The 22,246-nt window shown below is 74.1% G+C and carries 18 protein-coding genes; 9 read left to right on the top strand and 9 right to left on the bottom strand.

The features are described 5' to 3' along the window. Positions 1-143 precede the first annotated feature (143 nt). Genes ACFC1F_RS28725 through ACFC1F_RS28705 form a run of 5 tightly spaced genes read right to left on the bottom strand, consistent with a single transcriptional unit; the run spans position 144 to position 5,688 of the window. Positions 144-1,454 carry a DUF58 domain-containing protein gene (locus tag ACFC1F_RS28725; RefSeq protein ID WP_376162570.1) on the bottom strand — a complete coding sequence of 437 codons (1,311 nt, stop codon included), beginning with the start codon at positions 1,452-1,454 and terminating at the stop codon, positions 144-146. Positions 1,455-1,491: 37 nt separating this feature from the next. After that, positions 1,492-2,496, bottom strand: coding sequence for an AAA family ATPase (locus ACFC1F_RS28720; protein WP_376162576.1), 1,005 nt, complete (start codon positions 2,494-2,496; stop codon positions 1,492-1,494). Between the two features lie 26 nt (positions 2,497-2,522). Continuing rightward, complete coding sequence (locus ACFC1F_RS28715) at positions 2,523-3,836, bottom strand: DUF4350 domain-containing protein (RefSeq protein ID WP_376162568.1); 1,314 nt, start codon at positions 3,834-3,836, stop codon at positions 2,523-2,525. Continuing rightward, on the bottom strand, positions 3,833-4,504 hold the full coding sequence (locus tag ACFC1F_RS28710; protein ID WP_376162566.1) for a DUF4129 domain-containing protein: 672 nt from the start codon (positions 4,502-4,504) through the stop codon (positions 3,833-3,835). Before ACFC1F_RS28710 ends, ACFC1F_RS28715 begins: the two co-directional genes overlap by 4 nt. Positions 4,505-4,509: 5 nt before the next feature. After that, entirely contained in the window at positions 4,510-5,688 is a 1,179-nt protein-coding gene (locus ACFC1F_RS28705; protein ID WP_376162564.1) for a hypothetical protein, read from the bottom strand. Between the two features lie 288 nt (positions 5,689-5,976). Here ACFC1F_RS28705 and mtrA point away from each other — a divergent pair, with 288 nt between their 5' ends. Genes mtrA through ACFC1F_RS28690 form a run of 3 tightly spaced genes read left to right on the top strand, consistent with a single transcriptional unit; the run spans position 5,977 to position 10,658 of the window. Continuing rightward, entirely contained in the window at positions 5,977-6,654 is a 678-nt protein-coding gene (gene mtrA / locus ACFC1F_RS28700) for an MtrAB system response regulator MtrA (RefSeq protein WP_030061806.1), read from the top strand. Position 6,655: 1 nt separating this feature from the next. Next, positions 6,656-8,806 (top strand): MtrAB system histidine kinase MtrB, encoded by a 2,151-nt coding sequence (gene mtrB / locus ACFC1F_RS28695; RefSeq protein ID WP_376162562.1) that lies wholly within the window; start codon positions 6,656-6,658, stop codon positions 8,804-8,806. Next, positions 8,781-10,658, top strand: coding sequence for an LpqB family beta-propeller domain-containing protein (locus tag ACFC1F_RS28690; RefSeq protein ID WP_376162561.1), 1,878 nt, complete (start codon positions 8,781-8,783; stop codon positions 10,656-10,658). The genes mtrB and ACFC1F_RS28690 overlap by 26 nt, the downstream gene beginning before the upstream one ends. A gap of 76 nt (positions 10,659-10,734) precedes the next feature. Here ACFC1F_RS28690 and ACFC1F_RS28685 read toward each other — a convergent pair whose 3' ends face one another. Continuing rightward, a complete protein-coding gene (locus ACFC1F_RS28685) occupies positions 10,735-11,505 on the bottom strand; it encodes a ComF family protein (RefSeq protein ID WP_376162560.1) in 771 nt (256 codons plus the stop codon). Positions 11,506-11,872: 367 nt separating this feature from the next. Between ACFC1F_RS28685 and hpf the strand changes: the two genes are divergently transcribed. Beyond that, positions 11,873-12,565: a ribosome hibernation-promoting factor, HPF/YfiA family gene (gene hpf / locus ACFC1F_RS28680; protein WP_209416064.1), complete on the top strand. Its 693-nt coding sequence runs from the start codon at positions 11,873-11,875 to the stop codon at positions 12,563-12,565. 184 nt (positions 12,566-12,749) lie between these two features. Continuing rightward, positions 12,750-13,508, top strand: a complete 759-nt coding sequence (locus ACFC1F_RS28675) for a response regulator transcription factor (protein WP_209416065.1) — start codon at positions 12,750-12,752, stop codon at positions 13,506-13,508. A gap of 9 nt (positions 13,509-13,517) precedes the next feature. On the opposite strand, the gene ACFC1F_RS28670 is transcribed toward ACFC1F_RS28675, so the two are convergent. Both ACFC1F_RS28670 and ACFC1F_RS28665 read right to left on the bottom strand, forming a co-directional pair. Then, the gene (locus tag ACFC1F_RS28670; protein WP_376162559.1) at positions 13,518-14,711 is read right to left on the bottom strand and encodes a winged helix-turn-helix domain-containing protein; all 1,194 of its coding nucleotides are present in this window, start codon (positions 14,709-14,711) and stop codon (positions 13,518-13,520) included. 100 nt (positions 14,712-14,811) lie between these two features. Beyond that, entirely contained in the window at positions 14,812-15,414 is a 603-nt protein-coding gene (locus ACFC1F_RS28665; protein WP_376162557.1) for a GNAT family N-acetyltransferase, read from the bottom strand. 251 nt (positions 15,415-15,665) lie between these two features. On the opposite strand from ACFC1F_RS28665, the gene secA reads away from it, so the two are divergent. After that, a complete protein-coding gene (gene secA / locus ACFC1F_RS28660; protein WP_376162555.1) occupies positions 15,666-18,428 on the top strand; it encodes a preprotein translocase subunit SecA in 2,763 nt (920 codons plus the stop codon). 161 nt (positions 18,429-18,589) lie between these two features. Here secA and ACFC1F_RS28655 read toward each other — a convergent pair whose 3' ends face one another. Next, complete coding sequence (locus tag ACFC1F_RS28655) at positions 18,590-19,147, bottom strand: Rv3235 family protein (protein WP_209416069.1); 558 nt, start codon at positions 19,145-19,147, stop codon at positions 18,590-18,592. 437 nt (positions 19,148-19,584) lie between these two features. Between ACFC1F_RS28655 and ACFC1F_RS28650 the strand changes: the two genes are divergently transcribed. From ACFC1F_RS28650 to ACFC1F_RS28640, 3 genes are all read left to right on the top strand, one after another. Further along, on the top strand, positions 19,585-20,658 hold the full coding sequence (locus tag ACFC1F_RS28650) for a patatin-like phospholipase family protein (RefSeq protein WP_376162553.1): 1,074 nt from the start codon (positions 19,585-19,587) through the stop codon (positions 20,656-20,658). 243 nt (positions 20,659-20,901) lie between these two features. Then, positions 20,902-21,411 carry a DUF6912 family protein gene (locus ACFC1F_RS28645; RefSeq protein ID WP_209416071.1) on the top strand — a complete coding sequence of 170 codons (510 nt, stop codon included), beginning with the start codon at positions 20,902-20,904 and terminating at the stop codon, positions 21,409-21,411. An 84-nt stretch (positions 21,412-21,495) separates the two neighbouring features. After that, positions 21,496-22,152 (top strand): HAD family hydrolase, encoded by a 657-nt coding sequence (locus tag ACFC1F_RS28640; protein WP_376162551.1) that lies wholly within the window; start codon positions 21,496-21,498, stop codon positions 22,150-22,152. The last annotated feature ends 94 nt before the right edge of the window (positions 22,153-22,246 follow it).

Here is a 22,246-nt window from a genome sequence, read left to right as displayed (position 1 = left end):
TACTGGGGGGTAGTTATTTTTTTATATCCCACCCCCCCCCCCCCCCCCGCTACCGGAGTCGGTAGCGGGGCGTCGTCGTGGCTGCGGAGGCTTCGGAGGTTGGAAAGGGCCCCCGCGGGAGCGGGGACGGGGAGGACCTGCGCTCAGAGGCGGCCGGCGGCCTTGAGCGCGAGGTAGGTGTCGGCGAGGGCCGGGGCCACGGCGGCCGGCGGCGCGTCGAGGACGGTGACGCCGGCGCGGGTGAGCCGGTCGGCGGTGAGGCGGCGGTCGGCGCGGGTCTGCTCGGCGGCGGCCGCACCGTACACGGCCTCGACGGTGCCGCGGCCGGCGGCCAGCTCGTCCAGGTTCGGGTCGGAGACCGAGGCGAGGACGACCTCGTGGCGCTTGGTGAGGAGCGGCAGCAGCGGCAGCAGCCCGTCCTCGGCCGGGGCCGCGTCGAGCCCGGTCAGCAGGACGATCAGCGAGCGGTGCGGGGCCATCTTCAGGGCGGAGGCGACCAGCGAGCGCATGTCGGTCTCGTAGAGCGCGGGTTCGAGGGTGGCCATCGCGTTGGTGAAGGCGGGCAGGATCTCGTTGGGGGCCCGGCCGGCCACCGAGACGCGCTTGCGCAGGTCGTGCGCGAGCAGGTCGACCCGGTCGCCGGCCTTGGTGGCTAGCGCGGTCAGCAGCAGCGCGGCGTCGAGCGACGCGTCCAGGCGGGGGGCGTCGCCGACCCGGCCGGCGGAGGTGCGGCCGGTGTCGAGGACGACCAGGATGTGCCGGTCGCGCTCGGGGCGCCAGGTGCGTACGGCGACGGTGTTGCGGCGGGCGCTGGCGCGCCAGTCGATGGAGCGGATGTCGTCGCCGGGCAGGTACTCGCGCAGCGAGTCGAACTCGGTTCCCTGGCCGCGGGTCAGGACGGAGGTGCGGCCGTCGAGTTCGCGCAGCCGGGCGAGCCGGGACGGCAGGTGCTTGCGGCTGTTGAAGGGGGGCAGGGCGCGGACCGTCCAGGGGACGAGGTGCGATCCCTGACGGGCGGCCAGGCCGAGCGGGCCGAGCGAACGGACGGTCACCTTGTGGGCGTGGTGGTCGCCGCGCCGCGTCGGTGTGAGCACGGTGGTGACGCGGCGTCGTTCGCGGCCGGGGACGCGCAGGATGTGCCGGGAGCCGGCGACCGCAGTGCCGGGCCGCCAGGCGGAGGGGGCCCAGGCGTCGCGGACGAGGGCTCTGAGCGGGCGGCCGGCCGGGTTGGTGACGGTCAGTTCGACGGAGGCGGGCTCGCCGAGCCGGACGGTGGTGTCGCCGCCCCGGGTGATCCGCAGGCGGCGGACCGGGGCGGCGAGCACGAGGTCGGCCGCGACGGCGAGCAGGACCGCGCCGGTGACGGCGGCGATCCCGCCCCAGGAGGGCAGGAGCAGACCCACGACGAGCGCGCCGAGTGCGGCGAGCAGGGCGGTTCGCCCGGTGAGGGCCATGCGGTGCGCTCCTTCGTGAGCGAGGCGGTGGAGGCGGTCAGCGCGGGGCGGGCGTCTGGGCCAGGACGGCCTGGATGACGGAGTCGGCGGTGACGCCCTCCATCTCGGCCTCGGCACGGAGCGCCACCCGGTGGCGCAGGGTGGGCAGGGCGAGCGCCTTGACGTCGTCCGGGGTGACGTAGTCGCGGCCGGCCAGCCAGGCCCAGGCGCGGGAGGCCGCGAGCAGGGCGGTGGCGCCACGCGGCGAGACGCCGATGGAGAGCGACGGGGACTGCCGGGTCGCCCGGCAGAGGTCGACCATGTAGGCGAGGACCTCGGGGGAGACGGTGAGCTTGGCGATCTGCTCGCGGGCGGCGGCGATGTGCTGGGGGCCGGCGACCGGGCGGACCCCGGCCGCGGCGAGGTCGCGCGGGTCGAAGCCGGAGGCGTGCTTGGCGAGGACCTGGTACTCCTGGTCGCGGTCGGGCAGCGGCAGGATCAGCTTGAGCAGGAAGCGGTCCAGCTGGGCCTCGGGCAGCGGGTAGGTGCCCTCGTACTCGACCGGGTTCTGCGTCGCGGCGACCAGGAACGGGACGGGCAGCTTGCGGGGCTCGCCGTCGACGGTGACCTGGTGCTCCTCCATGGCCTCCAGCAGGGCGGCCTGGGTCTTCGGAGGGGTGCGGTTGATCTCGTCGGCGAGCAGCAGGTTGGTGAAGACCGGGCCGGGCTGGAAGGAGAACTCGGCGGTGCGGGCGTCGTAGACCAGCGAGCCGGTGACGTCGCCGGGCATCAGGTCGGGGGTGAACTGGATGCGCTTGGTGTCGAGGCTGAGCGCGGTGGAGAGGGTGCGGACCAGCAGGGTCTTTGCGACACCGGGGACGCCCTCCAGCAGCACGTGGCCGCCGCAGAGCAGTGCGACGACGAGGCCCGTGACGGCGGCGTCCTGGCCGACCACGGCCTTGCCGATCTCGGCGCGCAGGGCGGTCAGGGCCTGGCGCGGGTCGGTCGTGGTGCCGGCGGTGTCGGCGGTTTCGGGGGTGGCGGGTGCCGTGCCGGGGGTGATGCGGAGCTGGGTGGTGGCCTGTTCGGTCACGGCTTTCGTACCTGCCTTTCGAGGGCGTCGAGGTCGTCGGCGAGCCGCAGCAGTGCGGCGTCGTCGGTCGGGGGCGGGCCGTACAGGAGGGCCCGTACGTCTCCGGCGGGTCGGTCGGGGAGGCGGTCGACGACGGCCGCGCAGAGTGCGGTCGGGTCGGGGGCGCCGGCGCTGAGCGGAATGCCGAGGGCCGGGGCGAGCCGGTGGACGGCGGCGCGGCGCAGGGCGTCGGCGGCGCGGCCGCGGGCCTTGGCCCGGCGGTAGAGGCGGGCCCGGCCCTCGGTGGTCTCGGCGGCGCGGACGACCACGGGCAGGTTCTCGCTGACGACGGGGCCGAGCCGGCGGGCACGCCAGGCGGCGGCCAGCAGGGCGGCGACGGCGAGCTGGTACGCCCCCCAGCGCCACCCGTCGGGGATGTAGTCGGTGAACCGTTTGTCGCCGCCCGCGGCGACCGGCGTCGAGTAGTCGGGCAGGTGCCAGGTCAGGTTGGGCCGGGAGCCGAGCAGGCCGAGGGCGAGCGAGGCGTTGCCGTCCTTCTTGACCAGCTCGTTGCTGAGGAAGTCGCCGCTGCCGAGGACGACCACCTCGGTGCCCTTGCCGGTCGGCGCGGCCACCAGGGGGAAGCCGTGGCCGCGCGGGTAGCAGCCCTCGCCGCGGCTGCCGGTGGTGTAGAGCAGGCCGCCGAGGTGGGCGGTGCCGGCCCGGACGGCCTCGGTGAGCGCGCACTGGGCGGGGGTGCTGCGTACGGCGGCGTACGGCGCGCCGCCGCCCTCGTCGGAGGGGCGGACGCCGGGTGCCAGGGCGCTGAGCGCGGCGGGACCGGGGGAGAGCAGGACCAGCCGGGCGTGCCCGGCGGCGGCGAGGTCGCGCAGCTGGGCGGGGTCGAGCAGGTCGGGTTCGGGGACGACGAGGGTGTCGTTGCCGGAGGTTCGGGCGGTGAGGTCGGCGGTGATGTCGACCTTGAGGCCTTCGCGCTGGAGCAGGGCGACCACGGCGTGGGCGCCGTCGGGGTCGTAGGAGCGCGGGTCGAGCGGCGGGTAGCGGCGGTCCTGGTTGAGGCCGGCCAGGAGGGCGGCGGCGAGCAGGACCAGCGCGGCGGCGAGCAGGAACCAGCGCGAGCGGTACCAGAGGCTGCGGCCGGTGGGCGCGAGGCTGCTGGGGCTGACGCGGGGCTCGGGCGGCCCGGCCGGGCCGGCGGGGGCGGGGGCGGGCCTTCCGGCGTCGGCAGGAGCGGTGCCCGCGGGGGCGGTGGGGGGCGTCGGCGGCACGGCCGGGCCGGGGGCGTCGGTGCCCGGGGTGGTGGTGGTCATGCCGCTCCTCCCGGGGCCGTGGCGAGGGCCGGGCGGGCGCGTTCGAGGGCCTGGTCGAGGTCGCGGAGCAGCTGGTACGCGGCCTGGTCGGCGGTGCGCTCGCCGTAGGCGATGTCGTCGAAGGTGCGGGCGGCCGCGGTGAGGTCCGCGGCGTGACCGGGCAGCACGCGGCCCGCCTCGGTGGCGGCCTCGTCGGCGGTGCGGCCGGGCCGGGTGTCGAGCAGGGTGCGTTCCTCCAGGCCCCGGACGACGGCGCGCATCTGCTCGCGGACGGCCTCGGCCCACTGGCCGGCGGCGGCGTGGCGCTCGGCGTCGGCCCGGTACTGGGCGGCGCTGCGCGGTCCGGCGGTGCCGAAGACGTCGGGCGTGGTGCGGGCGGCCCGCCGGGGCGCGCCGAGGCGCCACCAGAGGGCGGCGGCGATCACGACGGCGACCACCAGGAACAGGATCAGGCCGGTCGTGCCCGTGGTGCCGTCACCGGCGATGGCGTTGAGCGCGTCGTCGATCCGGTCCATGAACCAGTCGTAGACCCGTTGCTGGAGGCTCGGGTCGTGCCGGTGGTAGTCGGCCTTGAGCAGTTCGTCGCGCACGGCGTCGCGAGCCGGGTCACGCGGCGTGGTGACCGGGGCGCCGCCCGCGGCCGGCGCCATCTCCCCCCAGTTCGGCATGCGGGTCAGAGCCTCGCCGGGTTCGGGCCGACCGGGTCGCTCCAGCCGGTGCCGCCGTACTCGGGCAGGCCGGCGGCGCGGGCCAGCTCGATGTCGAGGGCCTCGCGGCGGATCCGCTGGTCGACGTAGAGGAGGACGGTGATGGCGGCGCTGAACGGGATGGTGAGGGTCGAGGCGATGATCCCGCCGATCGCGCTCGCGACGAGCATGGAGGTCGGGACGGAGGCTTCGGTGGAGCCCGCCTCGTTGACGAGGTGGTCGAAGCCCAGGGCCATGCCGACGACGGCGAACGGGGTGGCGATGATCATCGAGACGATGAACGACAGCACCCAGGCGAGCAGGTTGATGCCGGCCTGCCGCCACCAGGCGCCGCGGACCAGGCGGCGGGAGCGGGAGAGCGCGGCCGTGATGCCCTGCTTCTCCAGCATCAGGGCCGGGGCGGCGAGGCTCAGCTGGACCCCGACCCAGACGGCGGCCGGGACACTGAGCAGGCCGACGACGACGAGGAGGCCGACGATGGCGGGTTCGTCCGCGCCGGCCACGACGTAGCCGATGAGCGGGGTGAAGCCGAGCAGCACGATGCCGCCCCAGATCAGGCCGCTGAGCAGGCTGAGCCCGAACATCCGCAGCAGCTGGGGCCGGGCCTCGCGCCAGGCCTCTCCGGCGGTGGCGGACTTCCCGAGGACGGCACGGCTGACCACCATCGTCAGCAGCGCGGAGGCGATGACGGCGATCAGCAGGTTCAGCGGCAGGACGACGACGCCGGCCAGGGCCTGGGTCAGGTTGCCGGTGCTGCCGTTGATGGCCAGCTGGGCCGCGAGAGTACCGCCCTGCTCGATGACGGCGAGGCCCAGCGAGAGACCGAGCGTGGTGCGCCAGTGCGTGCGGATGGTCGAGACCGCGCCGTCGAGGATCTCGCCGACGCCGAGCGGGCGCAGCGGGATCACGCCGGGCTTGGGGCTCGGCGGGGCGCCCCAGCCGTACGGGCCGTACTGGCCGGGCTGTCCGTGGGGCCCCGGTGCGCCGTACTGCGCGCCGACGTGGCCGGCGCCCGGTGCGGGGTGCGCGGCGTGGGGTGGTACCGACTGCCCGGGCACGGCGGCGGGTGCGTCGGCCGGGGGCCGGGCCTCGTCGCGGGGCTGCTCGGACGAGCTGGGCGAGGCCCAGCCCGGAGTGTCGGTCATCACTGCTCCTCGGAGGGGCTTCAGGGTTCGCGGGGCCGGGTGGATCTTCACCCGCGCGCAGCGCCCATCGTGCCATGGTGGTCGGACGGGCCCCAGGGGTATCCGGTCGCTGAACGGCCAACGGGGGCCCGGCCGGCAGCCGGTCGGTGGCCTCCGGGGCACCGGTGCCGGTTCGGGCCAGGACATTCGTCCGGTATGGCCGGAATTGGCCGGGCCGGGACTTGGCCGTTCTGGAGCAATGGGACTGCTGTGCGGCAGGTCACAATCCGGTAATGAGAGGATGGATGCATGAAGGGACGCGTCCTCGTCGTTGATGACGACTCCGCACTGGCCGAGATGCTCGGCATTGTGCTGCGTGGTGAGGGTTTTGAGCCGTTTTTCGTCGCGGATGGGGACAAGGCACTAGCCGCTTTCCGTGAGACCAAGCCCGACCTGGTCCTGCTGGACCTGATGCTGCCCGGCCGGGACGGCATCGACGTATGCCGGCAGATCCGGGCGGAGTCGGGCATCCCGATCGTCATGCTGACCGCGAAGACGGACACCGTCGACGTCGTGGTCGGCCTGGAGTCGGGCGCCGACGACTACGTCACCAAGCCGTTCAAGCCCAAGGAGCTGGTGGCCCGGGTTCGCGCACGGCTGCGCCGTGCCGAGGAGCCGACGCCCGAGCAGCTGACCATCGGCGATCTGGTGATCGACGTGGCCGGGCACTCCGTGAAGCGGGACGGCCGGGGCATCCCGCTGACCCCGCTGGAGTTCGACCTGCTGGTCGCGCTGGCCCGCAAGCCCTGGCAGGTGTTCACCCGCGAGGTGCTGCTGGAGCAGGTCTGGGGGTACCGCCACGCGGCGGACACCCGGCTGGTCAACGTGCACGTCCAGCGGCTCCGCTCCAAGATCGAGAAGGACCCGGAACGCCCGGAGATCGTGGTGACCGTGCGCGGCGTCGGCTACAAGGCCGGACCCAGCTGACGTGGCGTACCAGGCTGACGAGACCCCGTCGGGTACCGCGACCGACGGGGGCGCCGCCGTGCGCGGGGACGTCCTGAGCTCGACCACGCGCAGCCGCCGCCGGCGCGGCCTCGCGGGCGTGCTCGCACCGGTGGTCCGTCAGCTGCGCCGGCCCGTGCAACGGGTGCTGGCGCTGTACCGGCGCTCGATCCAGCTGAGGGTGGTCGCGGCCACCCTGATGCTGTCCGTCGTCGTGGTGCTCGTGCTGGGCGTCGTGGTGGTGGCCCAGGTCCGCAACGGGCTGCTGAACACCAAGAAGGACTCGGCGCGCAGCCAGGCCCGGGCCGGCTTCCAGACCGAGCAGAAGAAGATCGACGAGGCGAAGGAGCTGCGCCTCAAGGTCGCCCCGACCGCCGACCCGACCACCGAGGAGATCGGCACCTGGCTGCTGAAGCAGGTCGGTGACCTCGCGGCCAGCGGGCAGAACGTCTACTCGGTGATCGCCATCATGCCCAACAGCGGGCAGTCGGTCTCGCTGGAGAACACCGGCCTGGGGCCGCGCTACTCCGGCGACATCCAGCCGAGCAGCATCCCCGACTCCCTGCGCGCCCGGGTGACGTCGGAGGCCGGCATCTTCGACCAGCCGACCGTCATCCAGCGCGCCCCGGAGAGCGGTGGCCGGACCGAGCCCGGCCTCGCCATCGGCATGCAGTTCTCCGGGCCCACCGGCACCCCGTACCAGCTGTACTACGTCTTCTCCTTCGGCCAGGAGACCAACACCCTCGGCCTGGTCACCGGCACGCTCGCCACCGCGGGCGTCTTCGTGGTGATCATGATGGGTGGCATCGCCTGGCTGGTGGTGCGCCAGGTGGTGACCCCGGTCCGGATGGCCGCCGGGATCTCCGAGCGGCTGGCCGCCGGCCACCTGGAGGAGCGGATGAAGGTCACCGGGACGGACGACATCGCCCGCCTCGGCGAATCGTTCAACCGGATGGCCAACGCCCTCCAGGCGCAGATCCGCCAGCTGGAGGAGCTCTCCCGGGTGCAGCGGCGCTTCGTCTCGGACGTCTCGCACGAGCTGCGCACCCCGCTCACCACCGTGCGGATGGCCGCCGACCTCATCTACGACAGCCGCGAGGACCTCGATCCGATGGCGGCCCGCTCGGCCGAGCTGCTCCAGGGCCAGCTGGACCGCTTCGAGTCGCTGCTCGCCGACCTGCTGGAGATCAGCCGCTTCGACGCCGGCGCCGCGATCCTCGACGCCGAGCCGGTCGACCTGCGCGAGATCGTCGGCCGGGTGATCGAGGCCGCCGACCCGCTGGCCCAGGCCAAGGGCAGCGCCGTGGTGGTCCGCGGCGACGGCGAGCCGGTGCTGGCCGAGGTCGACTCCCGCCGGATCGAGCGCATCCTGCGCAACCTGGTCGTCAACGCGCTGGAGCACGGAGAGGGCCGCGACGTCGTGGTCCGGCTGGGCTCGGCCGACGGCGCGGTCGCGGTCGGCGTGCGCGACTACGGCATCGGGCTCAAGCCCGGCGAGGCGTCCCGGGTGTTCCACCGCTTCTGGCGGGCCGACCCGTCGCGGGTCCGGACCACCGGCGGCACCGGGCTGGGCCTGTCCATCGCGGTCGAGGACGCGCACCTGCACGGCGGCTGGCTCCAGGCCTGGGGCGAGCCCGGCGGCGGCTCGCACTTCCGGCTCACCCTGCCGCGCACCCGCGGCGGCGAGATCAGCCGGGCGCCGTTCCGGCTGGAACCCGAGGACTCCCGCAACAACCGGGGGCTCGGCTCGTACGGGACCCCGTACCGGCGGGCGATCCGCCCGTCCGGCGCGACCGCGCTGACCGCCACCGAGGACCCGGGCGTTCCGGAGACCCCGGAGGGCACCGGCAGCGGGTTCGGCAGCGGGCTGGGCGGCGTCCTGAGCATCGGCCCCGGACTGGGCGCCCCCCGGCTGCCCGAGGGGCCGCGCTCCGACCCCTCGGACGTGCGGACCGTGGGGGCCGGGTACGGTGCCACCGGAGCCCAGGTCATGGTGGACCCGACGCCGGGAAGGCCGTCGGTGGCACAGCGGACGGCGGAGCCGGAACTGACGGTTGCGGCCGGAGGCGCGAACGGCACGGGCGGGACGGACACGGAGGGGTCGCAGCGTGCGAAGGACCAGCAGCACTACTGAGCCGCGGACGGCCGCGGTGGCCGGCACGGTGCTGGTCGCCGTGCTGGCCGGCGGCTGCGCGGCGATGCCGGACTCCGGCGGCATCGGCAAGGTCGAGCTGTCGCAGGGCACGGCGGACAAGAACCTCCAGGTCCGGGTCTTCCCGGTGGGGCCCGTCAAGGGCGCCAAGCCGGAGGGGCTGCTGAACGGCTTCCTGGACGCGCTGACCGCGGACGAGAGCTACGACACGGCGCGCAAGTACCTCACCGACGAGGCGGCCGTCCACTGGAACCCGGACGCCGGCATCCAGGTGCTGGAGGCCAACCCCACCCCGCGGTCCAACCAGACCGTGACGGACACCGACACGTCGTTCTCCATCCAGGTGCCCGGCAAGGTCGTCGCCAAGGTGGACGACAAGCACTCCTACACCTTCTCCGGTGGGCAGCTGGACGTGGACCTCCCGTTCACGTTCGTCCGGGAGAAGGGCGGCGAGTGGCGCATCGCGAAGCTGCCCGACGGCCTGATCATCAACCAGACCAACTTCCGCAACAGCTTCCGCCAGGTGGACCGCTTCTTCTACGCGGCCCAGGACCCGTCGGCGGCCGGCACCACGGCGGTCAGTGCCCAGGACGTGCTGATCGCCGACCCGGTCTACCTGCGGCGCCGAATAGACACGCTGACCTCGGCCGCCAAGGCCGTCGTCTCCGGTCCGTCCGACTGGCTGTCGCCGGTGGTCCGGACCGCCTTCCCGACCGGCGCCACCGTCGACCGGGTCACCGTCGACGAGGGACGCGTCGCCCACGTGGTCCTCAACGGGGTCGAGCTCGGCAACCCGACGACCTGCCGGCAGATGGCCACCCAGCTCTTCTACACCCTCGCCGACCAGGGCAAGGGACAGGTGGAGCGGCTGGATCTGAAGAACCCGCGCGGCACCGGCTGCCAGGCCACCAGCCTCGACGGGCCGGTCAGCGGCCCGGGCGCGCTGGCCGGCGACGCCGCGGCCAGGCAGTACTTCCAGCGCGCCGAGGACGGCGTGCTGATGGAGGCCCGCGACACCGACGGCACCGCCGTCCGCGGCCCGCTCGGCAAGCCCCAGCCGAACAAGCAGCCGGCGCTCGGCGCCATCGCGGTGGCCCGGGACGGCGAACGCGCCGCGGCGATCAGCGGCAACGGCCACCAGCTCTACTCGGTGGCCCTCGCGGACGGCGCGTCGACGATGCCCGAACCGCTGCTCAGCACCCCGCCCCGGCCCGGTGACCGGAGCGAGGACGCGCTCGCCTCGCCCAGCTGGGACGGCCGCGGCAACCTCTGGGTGGTGGACCGCGACCCGCAGAACCGGCGGGTGCTGATGGTCCGCGGCAGCAAGGCCTACACCGTGCCCGTCGACGGCCTCGACGGCCAGGTCGTGCAGGACCTCAAGGTCTCCTCGGACGGTGTCCGGATCGCGCTGGTGCTCAGGAACCCGGCCGGTGTCCGGTCGCTCTGGCTCGGCCTGGTGGTGCACGGCGGCACCAAGGAGGCGCCCACCGTGCGGATCACCGGGCTGCGCGGGGCGGCTCCGCTGCTCACCGAGGTCGCCTCGGTGTCCTGGGCGGAGACCGACCAGCTGCTCGTGCTGGGCAAGGAGAACGGGCGCATCCAGCAGCTGCACTACATCAGCACCGACGGCTCGCCGAGCAGCGAGGCCTCGCTCCAGGGCGGGGAGAGCATGGCCACGGCGGAGGCGTCGGAGTTCCGCGCGGACTCCCCGGCCCAGGTGCCGCCGGTGCTCGCGCGCCGGGCCTCCGACGGCCAGATCTTCCGGCTCGTCAACAGCCAGTGGCGGGAGGTCAACCCGAACCTGCGGGCGGCTTCCTTCATCTACCCGGGCTAGGGCCCCCTTCGTCCGCCCGGACCGGGCCGGCTCCGTCCGCCCGGGTCAGGGCCCGCCGGACGCCCGCCCCGGGCGGCTACCCGGGCCGCGGCCGGCGAGGTCCGTCCGGGCCGGACGGCGCGGTGGCGGCCCGGCGGTGCGGGACGGCGGCCGCGACCGTGGCGGCCGCCTTCGGCGGGAGGCCGGCGGCGGCCAGGGCCCGGGCGGCCTCGGCGAGGCTGGCCCCGGTGGTCACCAGGTCGTCCACCAGGACCGGCTGACGTCCGGTCAACCGGCAGTCCGCGCGCGGCAGCACGGTCAGCGCGCCGTGCAGGTTCCGCCGGCGCTCGGCGGCGGTCAGGCCCGCCTGGTCGGCAACCGGCCTGGTGTGCCGCAGCAGTGACGCCGCGCGGGCGTCCACCCCGGCCCGGCGCAGCGACCGGGCGGCGGCGCCCGCCAGCCGGAGCGTCGGGTCGTGGCCGCGGGCGCGGACGGCGGCCCGGGCGGAGGGCATCGGGACCAGCAGCAGCGGTGCGAGCCCGGCGCGCGGCCCGAGCGAGGAGCGCACGGCCCGGGCGAGCGCTTCGCCGAGCGGACCGGCCAGCCGCAGCGCGCCGCGCTCCTTGTGGGCCAGCAGCAGCTGGCGGACCGGATCGGCGTAGGGGGCGGCGGCGTGCACCCAGGGCAGGGCGGTGGGGCCCGGGCGGGCCGTGGCAAGGGCGTTCCGGCAGGCCGCGCAGAGCTGTGTGCGGTCGGCGCCGCAGCCGGCGCAGCGGGCCGGGAGCAACACGTCCAGCAGACCGGCCAGTGCGTGGGCGAAGGGCCCTTGGGCGGTCTGTGGACGGGCGGGGGACGAGGTGGGCGGCACGGCTGCTCCTGGCGGCGGCAGGCACGGAGAGTGAGCAAAGGATGCGCCGTACGGGGGGTGTTGTCCAGCCGTTTACTCATGTTTCACTCGCGGGAGGGTAGACAGGGTGGAGCAGCTTGACCGCCAGCCTGCAGCATCGGGTCATACCCGCTTTCCTGCCTGGGGAGGCGAAAACCCCGTGTGAGGTGTTCCATGAGGCTCCAGGGGGTTTCAACCGTCCCTGGTGGGGAGGAAGTGAGGTGAGGGCCAGTCGTTTCCGTCGCTCGCGGCGGGGCGGAGGGCCGGCAGTGGATTGGCTGGTCCGGCTGGTCTCAGCCCGATCCGGTAGCACCCGGATCGGCGTCAGCACGAGGGATCGGAGTTCTGCGTGGACATCGTCGTCAAGGGCCGCAAGACCGAGGTGCCCAAGAGGTTCCGCGAGCACGTGGCCGAGAAGCTGGAGAAGGTCCAGAAGTTCGACGGCAAGGTGATCAGCCTCGACGTCGAGGTGTCCAAGGAGCACAACCCGCGGCAGGCCGACCGGTCCGAGCGGGTGGAGATCACTCTCCGTACCCGTGGGCCCGTGATCCGGGCCGAGGCCGCCGCCGGAGACCCGTACGCGGCGCTCGACCTGGCTTCGGCGAAGCTCGACGCCCAGCTGCGCAAGTCCGCAGACCGGCGCCGGGTGCACAAGGGCGGCAACGGCCGCACCCCCATCAGCGTCGCCGAGGCGACCGCGGCCCTGGCCGCGCTGCCGGACACGACGCGGCAGGAGGGCGAGACCAACGGGGCCGTCCGCAAGACCATGATGGGATCCCTGGAAGTGGAGGGCGAAGGCCCGCTGGTGGTCCGGGAGAAGACCCACCCGGCCGCCCCCATGGCGCTCGACCAGGCGCTCTACGAGATGGAACTGGTCGGCCACGACTTCTACCTCTTCGTCGAGAAGGACAGCGGCCTGCCGAGCGTCGTCTACCGCCGGCACGGTTACAACTACGGCGTCATCCACCTGAAGGCCGACGGTTCGGCCGCGGCCGGTGGTGGCGCGGGCGGTGCGATCGGCGGGACCGGCGACGAGGACTGACCGTCCTGGCAGTGTTGGGAGGGGTGACCCCGGCGGCAGCGACCGCCGGGGTCACCGGCGTTCCGGGGCGGCGCGGACGGCCGTGAGGTCACCCGATGCGGAGGATCGGCGCCGGAGGGTGACCGAAGCGTGTCCGGGCCGTGGAATGATTGGCGCACGACGACCGGCGACGGGGGAGGAGCGGATGGGGGATCACTTCGGGCTGGGGCCCGCTACGGGGCCGGTCACGGGGGTGGCGCCCGGGCAGGGTGACGAGCCCGAGTACGCCCCACACCGGCGGGAGCCGATCCGCGTCCTGGTGGTGGACGACCATGCGCTGTTCCGCCGCGGGCTGGAGATCGTGCTCGCGGAGGAGGAGGACATCAAGGTCATCGGTGAGGCCGGGGACGGCGCCGAGGCCGTGCTGAAGGCGGCCGACCTGCTGCCCGACATCATCCTGATGGACGTCCGGATGCCCCGCCGCAGCGGGATCGAGGCCTGCACCGCGATCAAGGACGTGGTGCCCAGCGCCAAGATCATCATGCTGACGATCAGCGACGAGGAAGCCGACCTCTACGAGGCGATCAAGGCCGGTGCGACCGGCTACCTGCTCAAGGAGATCTCCACCGACGAGGTCGCCACCGCGATCCGCGCGGTCGCCGACGGGCAGTCCCAGATCAGCCCGTCGATGGCCTCCAAGCTGCTCACCGAGTTCAAGTCGATGATCCAGCGCCGCTCCGACGACCGGGACCTGGTGCCCGCACCCCGGCTGACCGACCGGGAGTTGGAGGTGCTGAAGCTGGTGGCCACCGGGATGAACAACCGGGAGATCGCCAAGGAGCTGTTCATCAGCGAGAACACCGTGAAGAACCACGTCCGCAACATCCTGGAGAAGCTCCAACTGCACTCCCGGATGGAGGCCGTGGTCTACGCGATGCGGGAGAAGATCCTCGAGATAGGGTGACGCGGCCGCCTAGCCCTTGAGCAGCTTCTCCAGGGCCGGGCGCAGCGACTCCTCCTGCAGGGCCTCGACCCGGACCGCGTCGCAGCCCACCCACGCGGCCGCCTCGCGCAGGGCGGTCGCCAGCGCCTCGACGTGCCGGGCGGAGTCCAGCGAGACCTGACGGGCCACCAGGGTCCTTCCCTCCCGGGCCGGGTCGACCCGGCCGACCAGTCGGCCGCCGGCCAGCAGCGGCATCGCGAAGTAGCCGTGCACCCGCTTGTGCTTGGGGGTGTAGGCCTCCAGCCGGTGGGCCATGCCGAAGATCCGCTCGGTGCGGGCGCGGTCCCAGATCAGCGAGTCGAACGGGGAGAGCAGCGTGGTGCGGTGGCGGCCGCGCGGCGCGGCGGCGAGTGCGGCCGGATCGGCCCAGGCCGCGGCGGGGGCGCCGGCCGGGCCCCAGCCCGCCACCTCCACCGGGACGAGGCCGGAGTCGGCCAGTACCGCGTCCAACTGCTCGGCGCGCAGCCGGTGGTAGTCCAGCAGGTCGGCCCGGGTGGCGACGCCGAGCGCGGCGCCGGACTGCGCGACCAGGGTGCGCAGGCACTCGTCGTCGGCCGGTTCGGCGTCGAACAGCCCGGCGGGGACGGCCTGTTCGGCCAGCGCGTAGACCCGCTTCCAGCTGCGACGCTCGGTGCAGACGACGTCACCGAAGGCCAGCGCCCGCTCCACCGCGATCTTGGTGTCGGACCAGTCCCACCAGTCGGCCGTCTTCTTGGCGCCGCCCAGCTCGGTGGAGGTCAGCGGCCCCTCGGTGCGCAGCTGGTCCAGCACCGACCGGTAGGTGGCCTCGCCCACCTGCTTGCCCCAGACGTGCGTGCGCTCGCGGTAGTGGCGGCGGCGGAACGCGAACAGCGGCCACTCCTCGATCGGCAGGATGCAGGCCGCGTGCGACCAGTACTCGAAGCTCGCGCCGGCGCCCCAGTACGCCGCCTCGACGGCCGGGCGGCCGACCGCGCCGAGCCGCGCGTACGGGATCAGCTCGTGCGAGCGGGCCAGGACCGAGATGGTGTCGAGCTGGACGGCGCCCAGGTGCCGCAGCACCCCGCGGACACCGCCGCGGCGGTCCGGCGCGCCGAGCAGGCCCTGCGCGCGCAGGGCGATGCGGCGGGCGTCGTCGGCGCCGAGGGTGGCGACGGGGGCCGGGGCGGGAGTCGAGGCGGTCATGCCGGCGAGCGTAGACCGGGGCACTGACAACGCGGGCTGCCCGCCCCGGCCCGTGCCCGCCCCGTCGGGCGCACCCGGGCGCGGGCCCGACCGGGCGGGGTCAGCCGGAGGGCCGGTCGGCGAGGTCGGTGGCGAGGTCGGTGGCGAGGTCGGTGGCGAGCAGCCCGGCGACCCAGGAGTCCCGGAACTCGCCGCGCTGCTCCGCGAACGAACGCAGGGTGCCCTCGAAGCGGAAACCGACCTTCTCGGCGACCGCGCGCGACCCCTCGTTGCCCACGTACGCCACCCACTCCAGCCGGCGCAGGCCCAGCTCGGTGAGCCCGTAGCGGGCCACTTCGCGGGCCGCCTCGACGGTGTACCCGCGGCCGCGGAACTCCTTCACCGCCCACCAGCCGACCTCGGCGGTGCCCGGGCGGCCGGGGCAGCGGACGAGCCCCTGGGAGCCGACCAGGGCGCCGGTCCCGCGCTCGAACACGCACCAGACGAGGTTGTCGCCGGTGCGCCGGCCGTTGGTGGCCAGGTCGTTGACGAAGAACTCGGCGTCCTCGCGCCGGTACGGGCTCGGGACCACCGTCCAGCGCTGGATCTCCGCGTCCTGGCAGGCCTCGAAGATCGCGTCGACGTCGGACTCCAGCGGGGCCCGCAGGATCAGGCGCTCGGTGCCGAGGGTGTCGGGACAGGGGGTGTCGGGTCGCTCTGTCATGCACGGATTATTCCGTCCAGGGACGAATGGGAGCATCCGATTAACCGGCTTAACCGTCCAACTGCCCGGAGGGGCGACCGATTTGCCCCGGTCGGCGGCGCTATCAGGTCATGTGCTCGCAGGGGTGACACGGGAATAGCGTGCTGACGCACCTCCCGGGGCATTGGACTCCTCGCATACGATGGCCCGTGCGGTGGGGTGGACCCCCCGTGCAGTCGTCCAGTGCCAATACAGGCAAGGAGCCCGCTCAAGTGTCCGTCTTCGACAAGATCCTGCGCGCCGGCGAAGGCAAGATCCTTCGCAAGCTGCAGCGGATTGCTGCCCAGGTCAACTCCATCGAAGAGGACTTCGTCAACCTCACCGACGCCGAGCTGCGCGCGCTGACCGACGAGTACAAGCAGCGGCTCGCCGACGGCGAGACCCTGGACGACATCCTCCCGGAGGCGTTCGCCACCGTCCGCGAGGCGGCCAAGCGCGTGCTCGGCCAGCGGCACTACGACGTCCAGCTCATGGGTGGCGCCGCGCTGCACCTCGGCTACGTCGCCGAGATGCGCACCGGTGAGGGCAAGACCCTGGTCGGCACCCTGCCCGCGTACCTCAACGCGCTGACCGGCAAGGGCGTGCACCTGATCACCGTCAACGACTACCTCGCCGAGCGCGACTCGGAGTGGATGGGCCGGGTGCACCGCTTCCTGGGCCTCGAAGTCGGCGTGATCCTGGGCAACATGACGCCCGCCGAGCGCAAGCGCCAGTACGGGATGGACATCACGTACGGCACCAACAACGAGTTCGGCTTCGACTACCTGCGCGACAACATGGCCTGGTCGAAGGACGAGCTCGTCCAGCGCGGCCACAACTTCGCGGTGGTCGACGAGGTCGACTCGATCCTCATCGACGAGGCCCGTACCCCGCTGATCATCTCCGGCCCGGCCGACCAGGCGACCAAGTGGTACGCCGACTTCGCCAAGCTGGTGCAGCGCCTGAAGATCGACCGCGACTACGAGGTCGACGAGAAGAAGCGCACCGTCGGCGTGCTGGAGGAGGGTGTCTCCCGGGTCGAGGACTACCTCGGCATCGACAACCTCTACGAGTCCGTGAACACGCCGCTCGTCGGGTTCCTGAACAACGCCATCAAGGCGAAGGAGCTCTACAAGAACGACAAGGACTACGTCGTGATGAACGGCGAGGTCATGATCGTGGACGAGCACACCGGCCGTATCCTCGCCGGCCGCCGCTACAACGAGGGCATGCACCAGGCGATCGAGGCCAAGGAGGGGGTGGAGGTCCAGAACGAGAACCAGACGCTGGCCACCATCACCCTGCAGAACTTCTTCCGCCTGTACGACAAGCTGGCCGGCATGACCGGTACCGGTACCACCGAGGCGGCCGAGTTCCACCAGATCTACAAGCTCGGCGTGGTGCCGATCCCGACCAACAAGAACCCGCTGCGCATCGACCAGCCCGACCTGATCTACAAGTCGGAGCCGGCCAAGTTCGCCGCCGTGGTCGAGGACATCGCCGAGAAGCACGAGAAGGGCCAGCCGGTGCTGGTCGGCACCGTGTCGGTCGAGAAGTCCGAGTACCTGTCGCAGGAGCTGCGCAAGCGTGGCATCCCGCACGAGGTGCTGAACGCCAAGCACCACGAGCGCGAGGCGCAGATCGTCGCCCAGGCGGGCCGCAAGGGCGCCGTCACCGTCGCCACCAACATGGCCGGCCGCGGTACCGACATCATGCTCGGCGGCAACGCCGACCACCTCGCGGCGGCGGAGCTGGCCCAGCGCGGGATCACCCCGGTGGACACCCCGGACGAGTACGAGAACGCGTTCCCGGCCGCGCTGGAGAAGGCCAAGGGCTCCGTCAAGGCCGAGCAGGACGAGGTCAAGGAGGCCGGTGGCCTCTACGTCCTCGGCACCGAGCGGCACGAGTCCCGCCGCATCGACAACCAGCTGCGCGGCCGCTCCGGCCGTCAGGGCGACCCGGGCGAGTCCCGCTTCTACCTGTCGCTCGGCGACGACCTGATGCGCCTGTTCAAGGCCGGCATGGTCGAGCGCGTGCTCTCGATGGCCAACGTGCCGGAGGACGTGCCGATCGAGTCGAAGATGGTCACCCGCGCCATCGCCTCGGCGCAGACCCAGGTCGAGCAGCAGAACTTCGAGATCCGCAAGAACGTCCTCAAGTACGACGAGGTGCTGAACCGCCAGCGCGAGGTCATCTACGGCGAGCGCCGCCGGGTTCTGGAGGGCGAGGACCTCCAGGAGCAGGTCGGCCACTTCATGGACGACACCGTCGAGGCGTACGTCAAGGCGGCCACCGGTGAGGGCTTCGAGGACGACTGGGACCTCGACAAGCTCTGGTCGGCGCTGAAGCAGCTCTACCCCGTCACCCTGGAGCTGGAGGAGCTGGAGGAGGAGGCCGGCGGCGCCGCCGGGCTCACCCCGGAGTTCCTCGTCAAGGTCATCCAGGAGGACGTCCAGGCGCAGTACGGCGCCCGCGAGGACCAGCTGGGCGCGGAGATCATGCGCGAGCTGGAGCGCCGGGTCGTCCTCTCGGTGCTGGACCGCCGCTGGCGTGAGCACCTCTACGAGATGGACTACCTCCAGGAGGGCATCGGCCTGCGGGCGATGGCGCAGCGCGACCCGCTGGTCGAGTACCAGCGCGAGGGCTTCGACATGTTCACCGCCATGATGGAGGGCATCAAGGAGGAGTCCGTCGGCTACCTGTTCAACCTGGAGGTCCAGGTCGAGCAGCAGGTCGAGGAGGTGCCGGTCGACGACGCCGAGGTGGTGCTCGAGAAGCTGGAGAAGGACGCCGCCCGCCCGGAGATCAAGGCCAAGGGCCTGGAGGCCCCCAAGCCCCAGCGGCTGCACTACACCGCCCCCTCGGACGAGATCGGCGGCGGTGTCGTCGAGGGCGACTTCGAGGACCTCGCGCCGGAGGACGAGGGCGACGGGCTGACCCGCGCCGAGCGCCGCAAGGCCGCCAAGTCGGCCAAGGGCCGCCGCCGCAAGGGCTGAGGCGCGGCCGGTCCGCCCGGCCCGCCGCCACGCAGGGCGCCGCTCCCGTACGGGGGTGGCGCCCTGCGCCGTTGCGGGGGCAGGGACCGTGCGGGCCGGGGCAGGCGCCGGGGTCGTGCGGGCCGGGGTCGCGGGGGCCGGCCGTGGCCGCAGGGCCGTGCTCATCGGGCCTCCACGGCGGTGCACTGCCACTGCCCGGCGGGTCCGCGCAGCTCCAGCCGGAACGCCACCATGTGGTGCCGGCTGCCGAGGTCGACCCGCACGCACGCCTCGATGGCGTCGGGGGAGGGCGATCTGTCGTGCACCGGGCCGAGCCGGGGCCGGTCCGCGGCGCCGCCGCGTCGCAGCGTGCCCGCGCGGACGAGCGAGGCGAGCTGGCCGTAGCCGTCGAGCGTGGTGTGGCGCATCAGCTGGCCGGACGGCCGCGCGCCGGTGAGCACCTCGACCAGCTGGTGGGCGAAGCGGGTGCTCAGCCCGCTGCGGACGCCGGGGGCGGCGGCCGGGGTGCCGGGCGTGGCGCACGCGGCCCGGGGGTGGCGCGGCCGCCGGCCGGCGGGCGGGTGGTGGCACGTCCGCGCGGTGGTGCGCGGATGGTGCGGCCGGGCCGGCGGCTGGGTGGTCCGGCCGGTGCGGGCGCCGTGGTGCGGTCCCGCGGGGTGCGGCCCGGCCGGGACGGGGCCGGCCGGGACGGGGCCGGTGGGGGTTGGGCGGACGGTCATGCGGCACTCCCGGAGCAGGTGGTGCGAGTACGGACGAGCCCTTGGTAGTCCTGCCTCGCGCGGGGCGGCAAGCGGGTTCCCGACCCTCCCGGGCCCGTCCGAAAGTTCACCTATCCGGGTGAACCGGCCAGTGTGGCGAAGGGCGGCGGGACCGCGCGACGGGCACGCGGTTGACGTGCGGGGCCGGGTGGGAAAGCCCGAAAGGGGACGGTCGGCTCCGCCGGGACGGGTGGCCGGGTCGGGGCGTGGCGTTGCGCCGCCGGCCGGTCGGCACGCACGATCGGAGTCTGGACCCGGGCCGGCACCGGAGTCCGGACCGCAGCCGCGCAGGCTCCGGAACGGACGAGGCTCCGGCCGGCCCCGGGCACGGACGGCAACCGCGACGCGGACGACCCGGGCACGGACGACAACCGCCCCGACGACGACAGGCGGCCGGCATGACGACACGGGTATCGGAGACACGGGCGGCTTCGCCGCGCCCCGCGGAGGGCGCCCCCCGGCGCGGGCTGGTCCTGGGCGGCGGCGGGATGCTCGGCGCGGCGTGGACGGTCGGCGCGCTCTGCGCCGTCGAGGAGGCGGTCGGCTGGCAGCCCGGCGACGCCGACGTGGTCCTCGGCACGTCGGCGGGCGCGATCCTCGGCGCGATGCTGGCCGGCGGGGTCCGCGCCGACCAGCTCCGCGACCACCAGCGCGGGCTGCCCGTCACCACGGGCCCGCTGGCCGGGGTGGACTTCGACTACGACACGGCGGTCGGCGGCGCGCTGCCCCCGCGGCCGCGCGCGGGCATCGGCTCGCCCGGCCTGCTCCGGGCCGCCGTGCGGCACCCGCGCGAGTACCCGCTGCTGACCATGGTCTCGGCGGTGGCGCCGCACGGCCGCGGCTCGCTGACGGCCGTCGGGGACCTGGTGCGCGGCCTGCTCGGCGCGGACGGCTTCCCGGACGGCTCCCCGCTGCGGGTGGCCGCGGTGGACTACCACGGCGGCCACCGGGTGGTCTTCGGCGATCCGGCCGCGCCGCCCGCGGCGGTCGCCGAGGCCGTGATGGCCTCCTGCTCGATCCCGGGCTGGTTCGCCCCGGTCCGGGTGGACGGCTCCGCGTACGTGGACGGCGGCTGCTGGTCCGCCACCAACGCCGACCTGATGCTCGGACGCGGCCTGGACGAGGTCTACGTGCTCGCCCCGATGGGCCTGCGGCTGAACCCCGGCGGCCGCACCAGGTCGTCCGGGGGCGCCGGCCGGGGCACCCTGGCGGGGCTGCGCGAGTGGCGTGCCCGGGACCGCCCGCGCGGGGTGCTCGCCCAGCTGGTCGGCCGCTACCGCCGGGCGGTCACCCGGCAACTGCTGCGCGAGGCCGGGATGCTGCGGGAGAGCGGGGTCCGGGTGCACCTGCTGGCGCCGACCCTGGCCGACCTGGCGGTGATGGGGCCGAACATGATGGACCCGGCCCGCCGCGGCGCGGTGCTGGAGAGCGCGCTGCAGAGCAGCCGGGCGGCCCTGGACGAGGTCCGGTGACCCGTCCGCGGCCGGGCGGGCGGTCCCGGGCCGGGGGCGTGGCCCCGCCGTTCACCGGGCCGTCCGCGGCCGCGGCCGGGCCGGGCACCGGTCCCGACCGGCACCGCCGGGCCGCGCCGCCCGGCGCGCACCCGGCGCGGGGGGCGCGGGCGGAGGCGAGCGCGTGATCACGGGCGCCGTCCCGGCGCTTATTCTTGGGGGCGCTGGAAGCTGTGCCGCTGGACGAACCGGAGAGTGCCACCCATGCGCGTGTACGTGCCCACCACCCTGACCGGCCTGGCGGCGGCGCACCCGGGCGGCGCCCTGGAGCAGTCCGCGGCGTACGCGGTGACCCCCGCCCTGCGCGAGTGGTACGTCAGCGACGACCTTGAGGAGCTGGAGTACGCGGCCCTCAACCGGGCCGCCCAGTCCTCGCTGCGCCTGCTGGCCGAGGACCCGGACGCGCCGCGCCGCCGGGTGGTGGTGGCGCTGGACGTCGCCGACTCCGCGGTCAAGCCGTTCCCCGGCGACGAGTACCAGGACCAGGCCTCGCTCGGCCGCGTGGTGCTGGCCGGACCGGTGCGGCTGGCGAAGGCGGCCGCGGTGCACGCGGACGTGGCCGACCAGGAGGTGGTCACGGACGTCGAGGCGGCCGTGGCCGCGGTCCGGGCGGCCGACGCGGGCGACCAGGACGCCCAGTTCACCGTGGACGGCGCGGAGGACCACGACCTGCTCTGGTTCGCCACCCAGGAGATCCCCTCCCTGCTGGCCTGAGCCGCCGGGCGTCCCGCGCCGGCGGCCGTCCCGCGTGAGCCCCGTCCTACCGGCCTGTCGGTGGCTGGGGTTACCGTTCCCTGCGTGCGCACTCATATCGTCTGGGACTGGAACGGCACGCTCTTCCACGACATGGAGGCGGTGCTCGGAGCGAGCAACGCCGCGTTCGCGACCGTCGGCATCGCGCCGATGACCTTGGAGGAGTACCGGGCGCAGTACGAGATCCCGATCCCCCGGTTCTACCAGCGACTGCTCGGCCGGATGCCCTCCGAGGCCGAGTGGCTGCTGCTGGACGACGCCTTCCACGACCACTACCTGGAGCTGAGCGCGGCCTGCGGCCTCACCGACGGGGCCGTGGAGCTGCTGACCGGCTGGGAGGCGGCCGGGCACAGCCAGTCCCTGCTCTCGATGTACGACCACGAGAAGCTGCTGCCGGTGGTCGACGCCTTCGGCCTGACCCGCCACTTCCTCCGGGTGGACGGCCGCAGCGGCCCGTCCGGCGGCCAGAAGGCGGAGCACCTGGCCCGGCACCTGGTCGCGCTCGGCGAGCGCGTGGACCCGGCCCGTACGGTGCTGATCGGCGACGCCGCGGACGACGCGCTGGCGGCGCTGAACGCGGGGGCGCACGCGGTGCTGTACACCGGCGGCTCGCACAGCCGGGAGAAGCTGGAGCCGGTCGGCGTCCCGGTGGTGGACAGCCTGGCGGAGGCGGTCGAGCTGGCCGGGCGCCTGGCGGGCTGAGGCACCCGACCGCCGCGGGCGGCCGACGGCCGGCAGGCGGGCCACTCCCCGGACCGCCCCGGGCGTGGCGTGAACCACGTCCGCCGGTGGCGTG

This window comes from Kitasatospora sp. NPDC056181 (assembly GCF_042266225.1).
GTDB lineage: Bacteria > Actinomycetota > Actinomycetes > Streptomycetales > Streptomycetaceae > Kitasatospora.
This window is presented reverse-complemented; position numbering and strand designations above follow the sequence as displayed.

Bases quoted from the DNA above. Each gene is read 5' to 3' on its own strand.
- ACFC1F_RS28725 (WP_376162570.1), bottom strand. From the start codon at position 1,454: ATGGCCCTCACCGGGCGAACCGCCCTGCTCGCCGCACTCGGCGCGCTC.
- ACFC1F_RS28715 (WP_376162568.1), bottom strand. From the start codon at position 3,836: ATGACCACCACCACCCCGGGCACCGACGCCCCCGGCCCGGCCGTGCCG.
- ACFC1F_RS28710 (WP_376162566.1), bottom strand. From the start codon at position 4,504: ATGCCGAACTGGGGGGAGATGGCGCCGGCCGCGGGCGGCGCCCCGGTC.
- ACFC1F_RS28705 (WP_376162564.1), bottom strand. From the start codon at position 5,688: ATGACCGACACTCCGGGCTGGGCCTCGCCCAGCTCGTCCGAGCAGCCC.
- mtrA (WP_030061806.1), top strand. From the start codon at position 5,977: ATGAAGGGACGCGTCCTCGTCGTTGATGACGACTCCGCACTGGCCGAG.
- ACFC1F_RS28675 (WP_209416065.1), top strand. From the start codon at position 12,750: ATGGGGGATCACTTCGGGCTGGGGCCCGCTACGGGGCCGGTCACGGGG.
- ACFC1F_RS28670 (WP_376162559.1), bottom strand. From the start codon at position 14,711: ATGACCGCCTCGACTCCCGCCCCGGCCCCCGTCGCCACCCTCGGCGCC.
- ACFC1F_RS28665 (WP_376162557.1), bottom strand. From the start codon at position 15,414: ATGACAGAGCGACCCGACACCCCCTGTCCCGACACCCTCGGCACCGAG.
- ACFC1F_RS28655 (WP_209416069.1), bottom strand. From the start codon at position 19,147: ATGACCGTCCGCCCAACCCCCACCGGCCCCGTCCCGGCCGGCCCCGTC.
- ACFC1F_RS28650 (WP_376162553.1), top strand. From the start codon at position 19,585: ATGACGACACGGGTATCGGAGACACGGGCGGCTTCGCCGCGCCCCGCG.
- ACFC1F_RS28645 (WP_209416071.1), top strand. From the start codon at position 20,902: ATGCGCGTGTACGTGCCCACCACCCTGACCGGCCTGGCGGCGGCGCAC.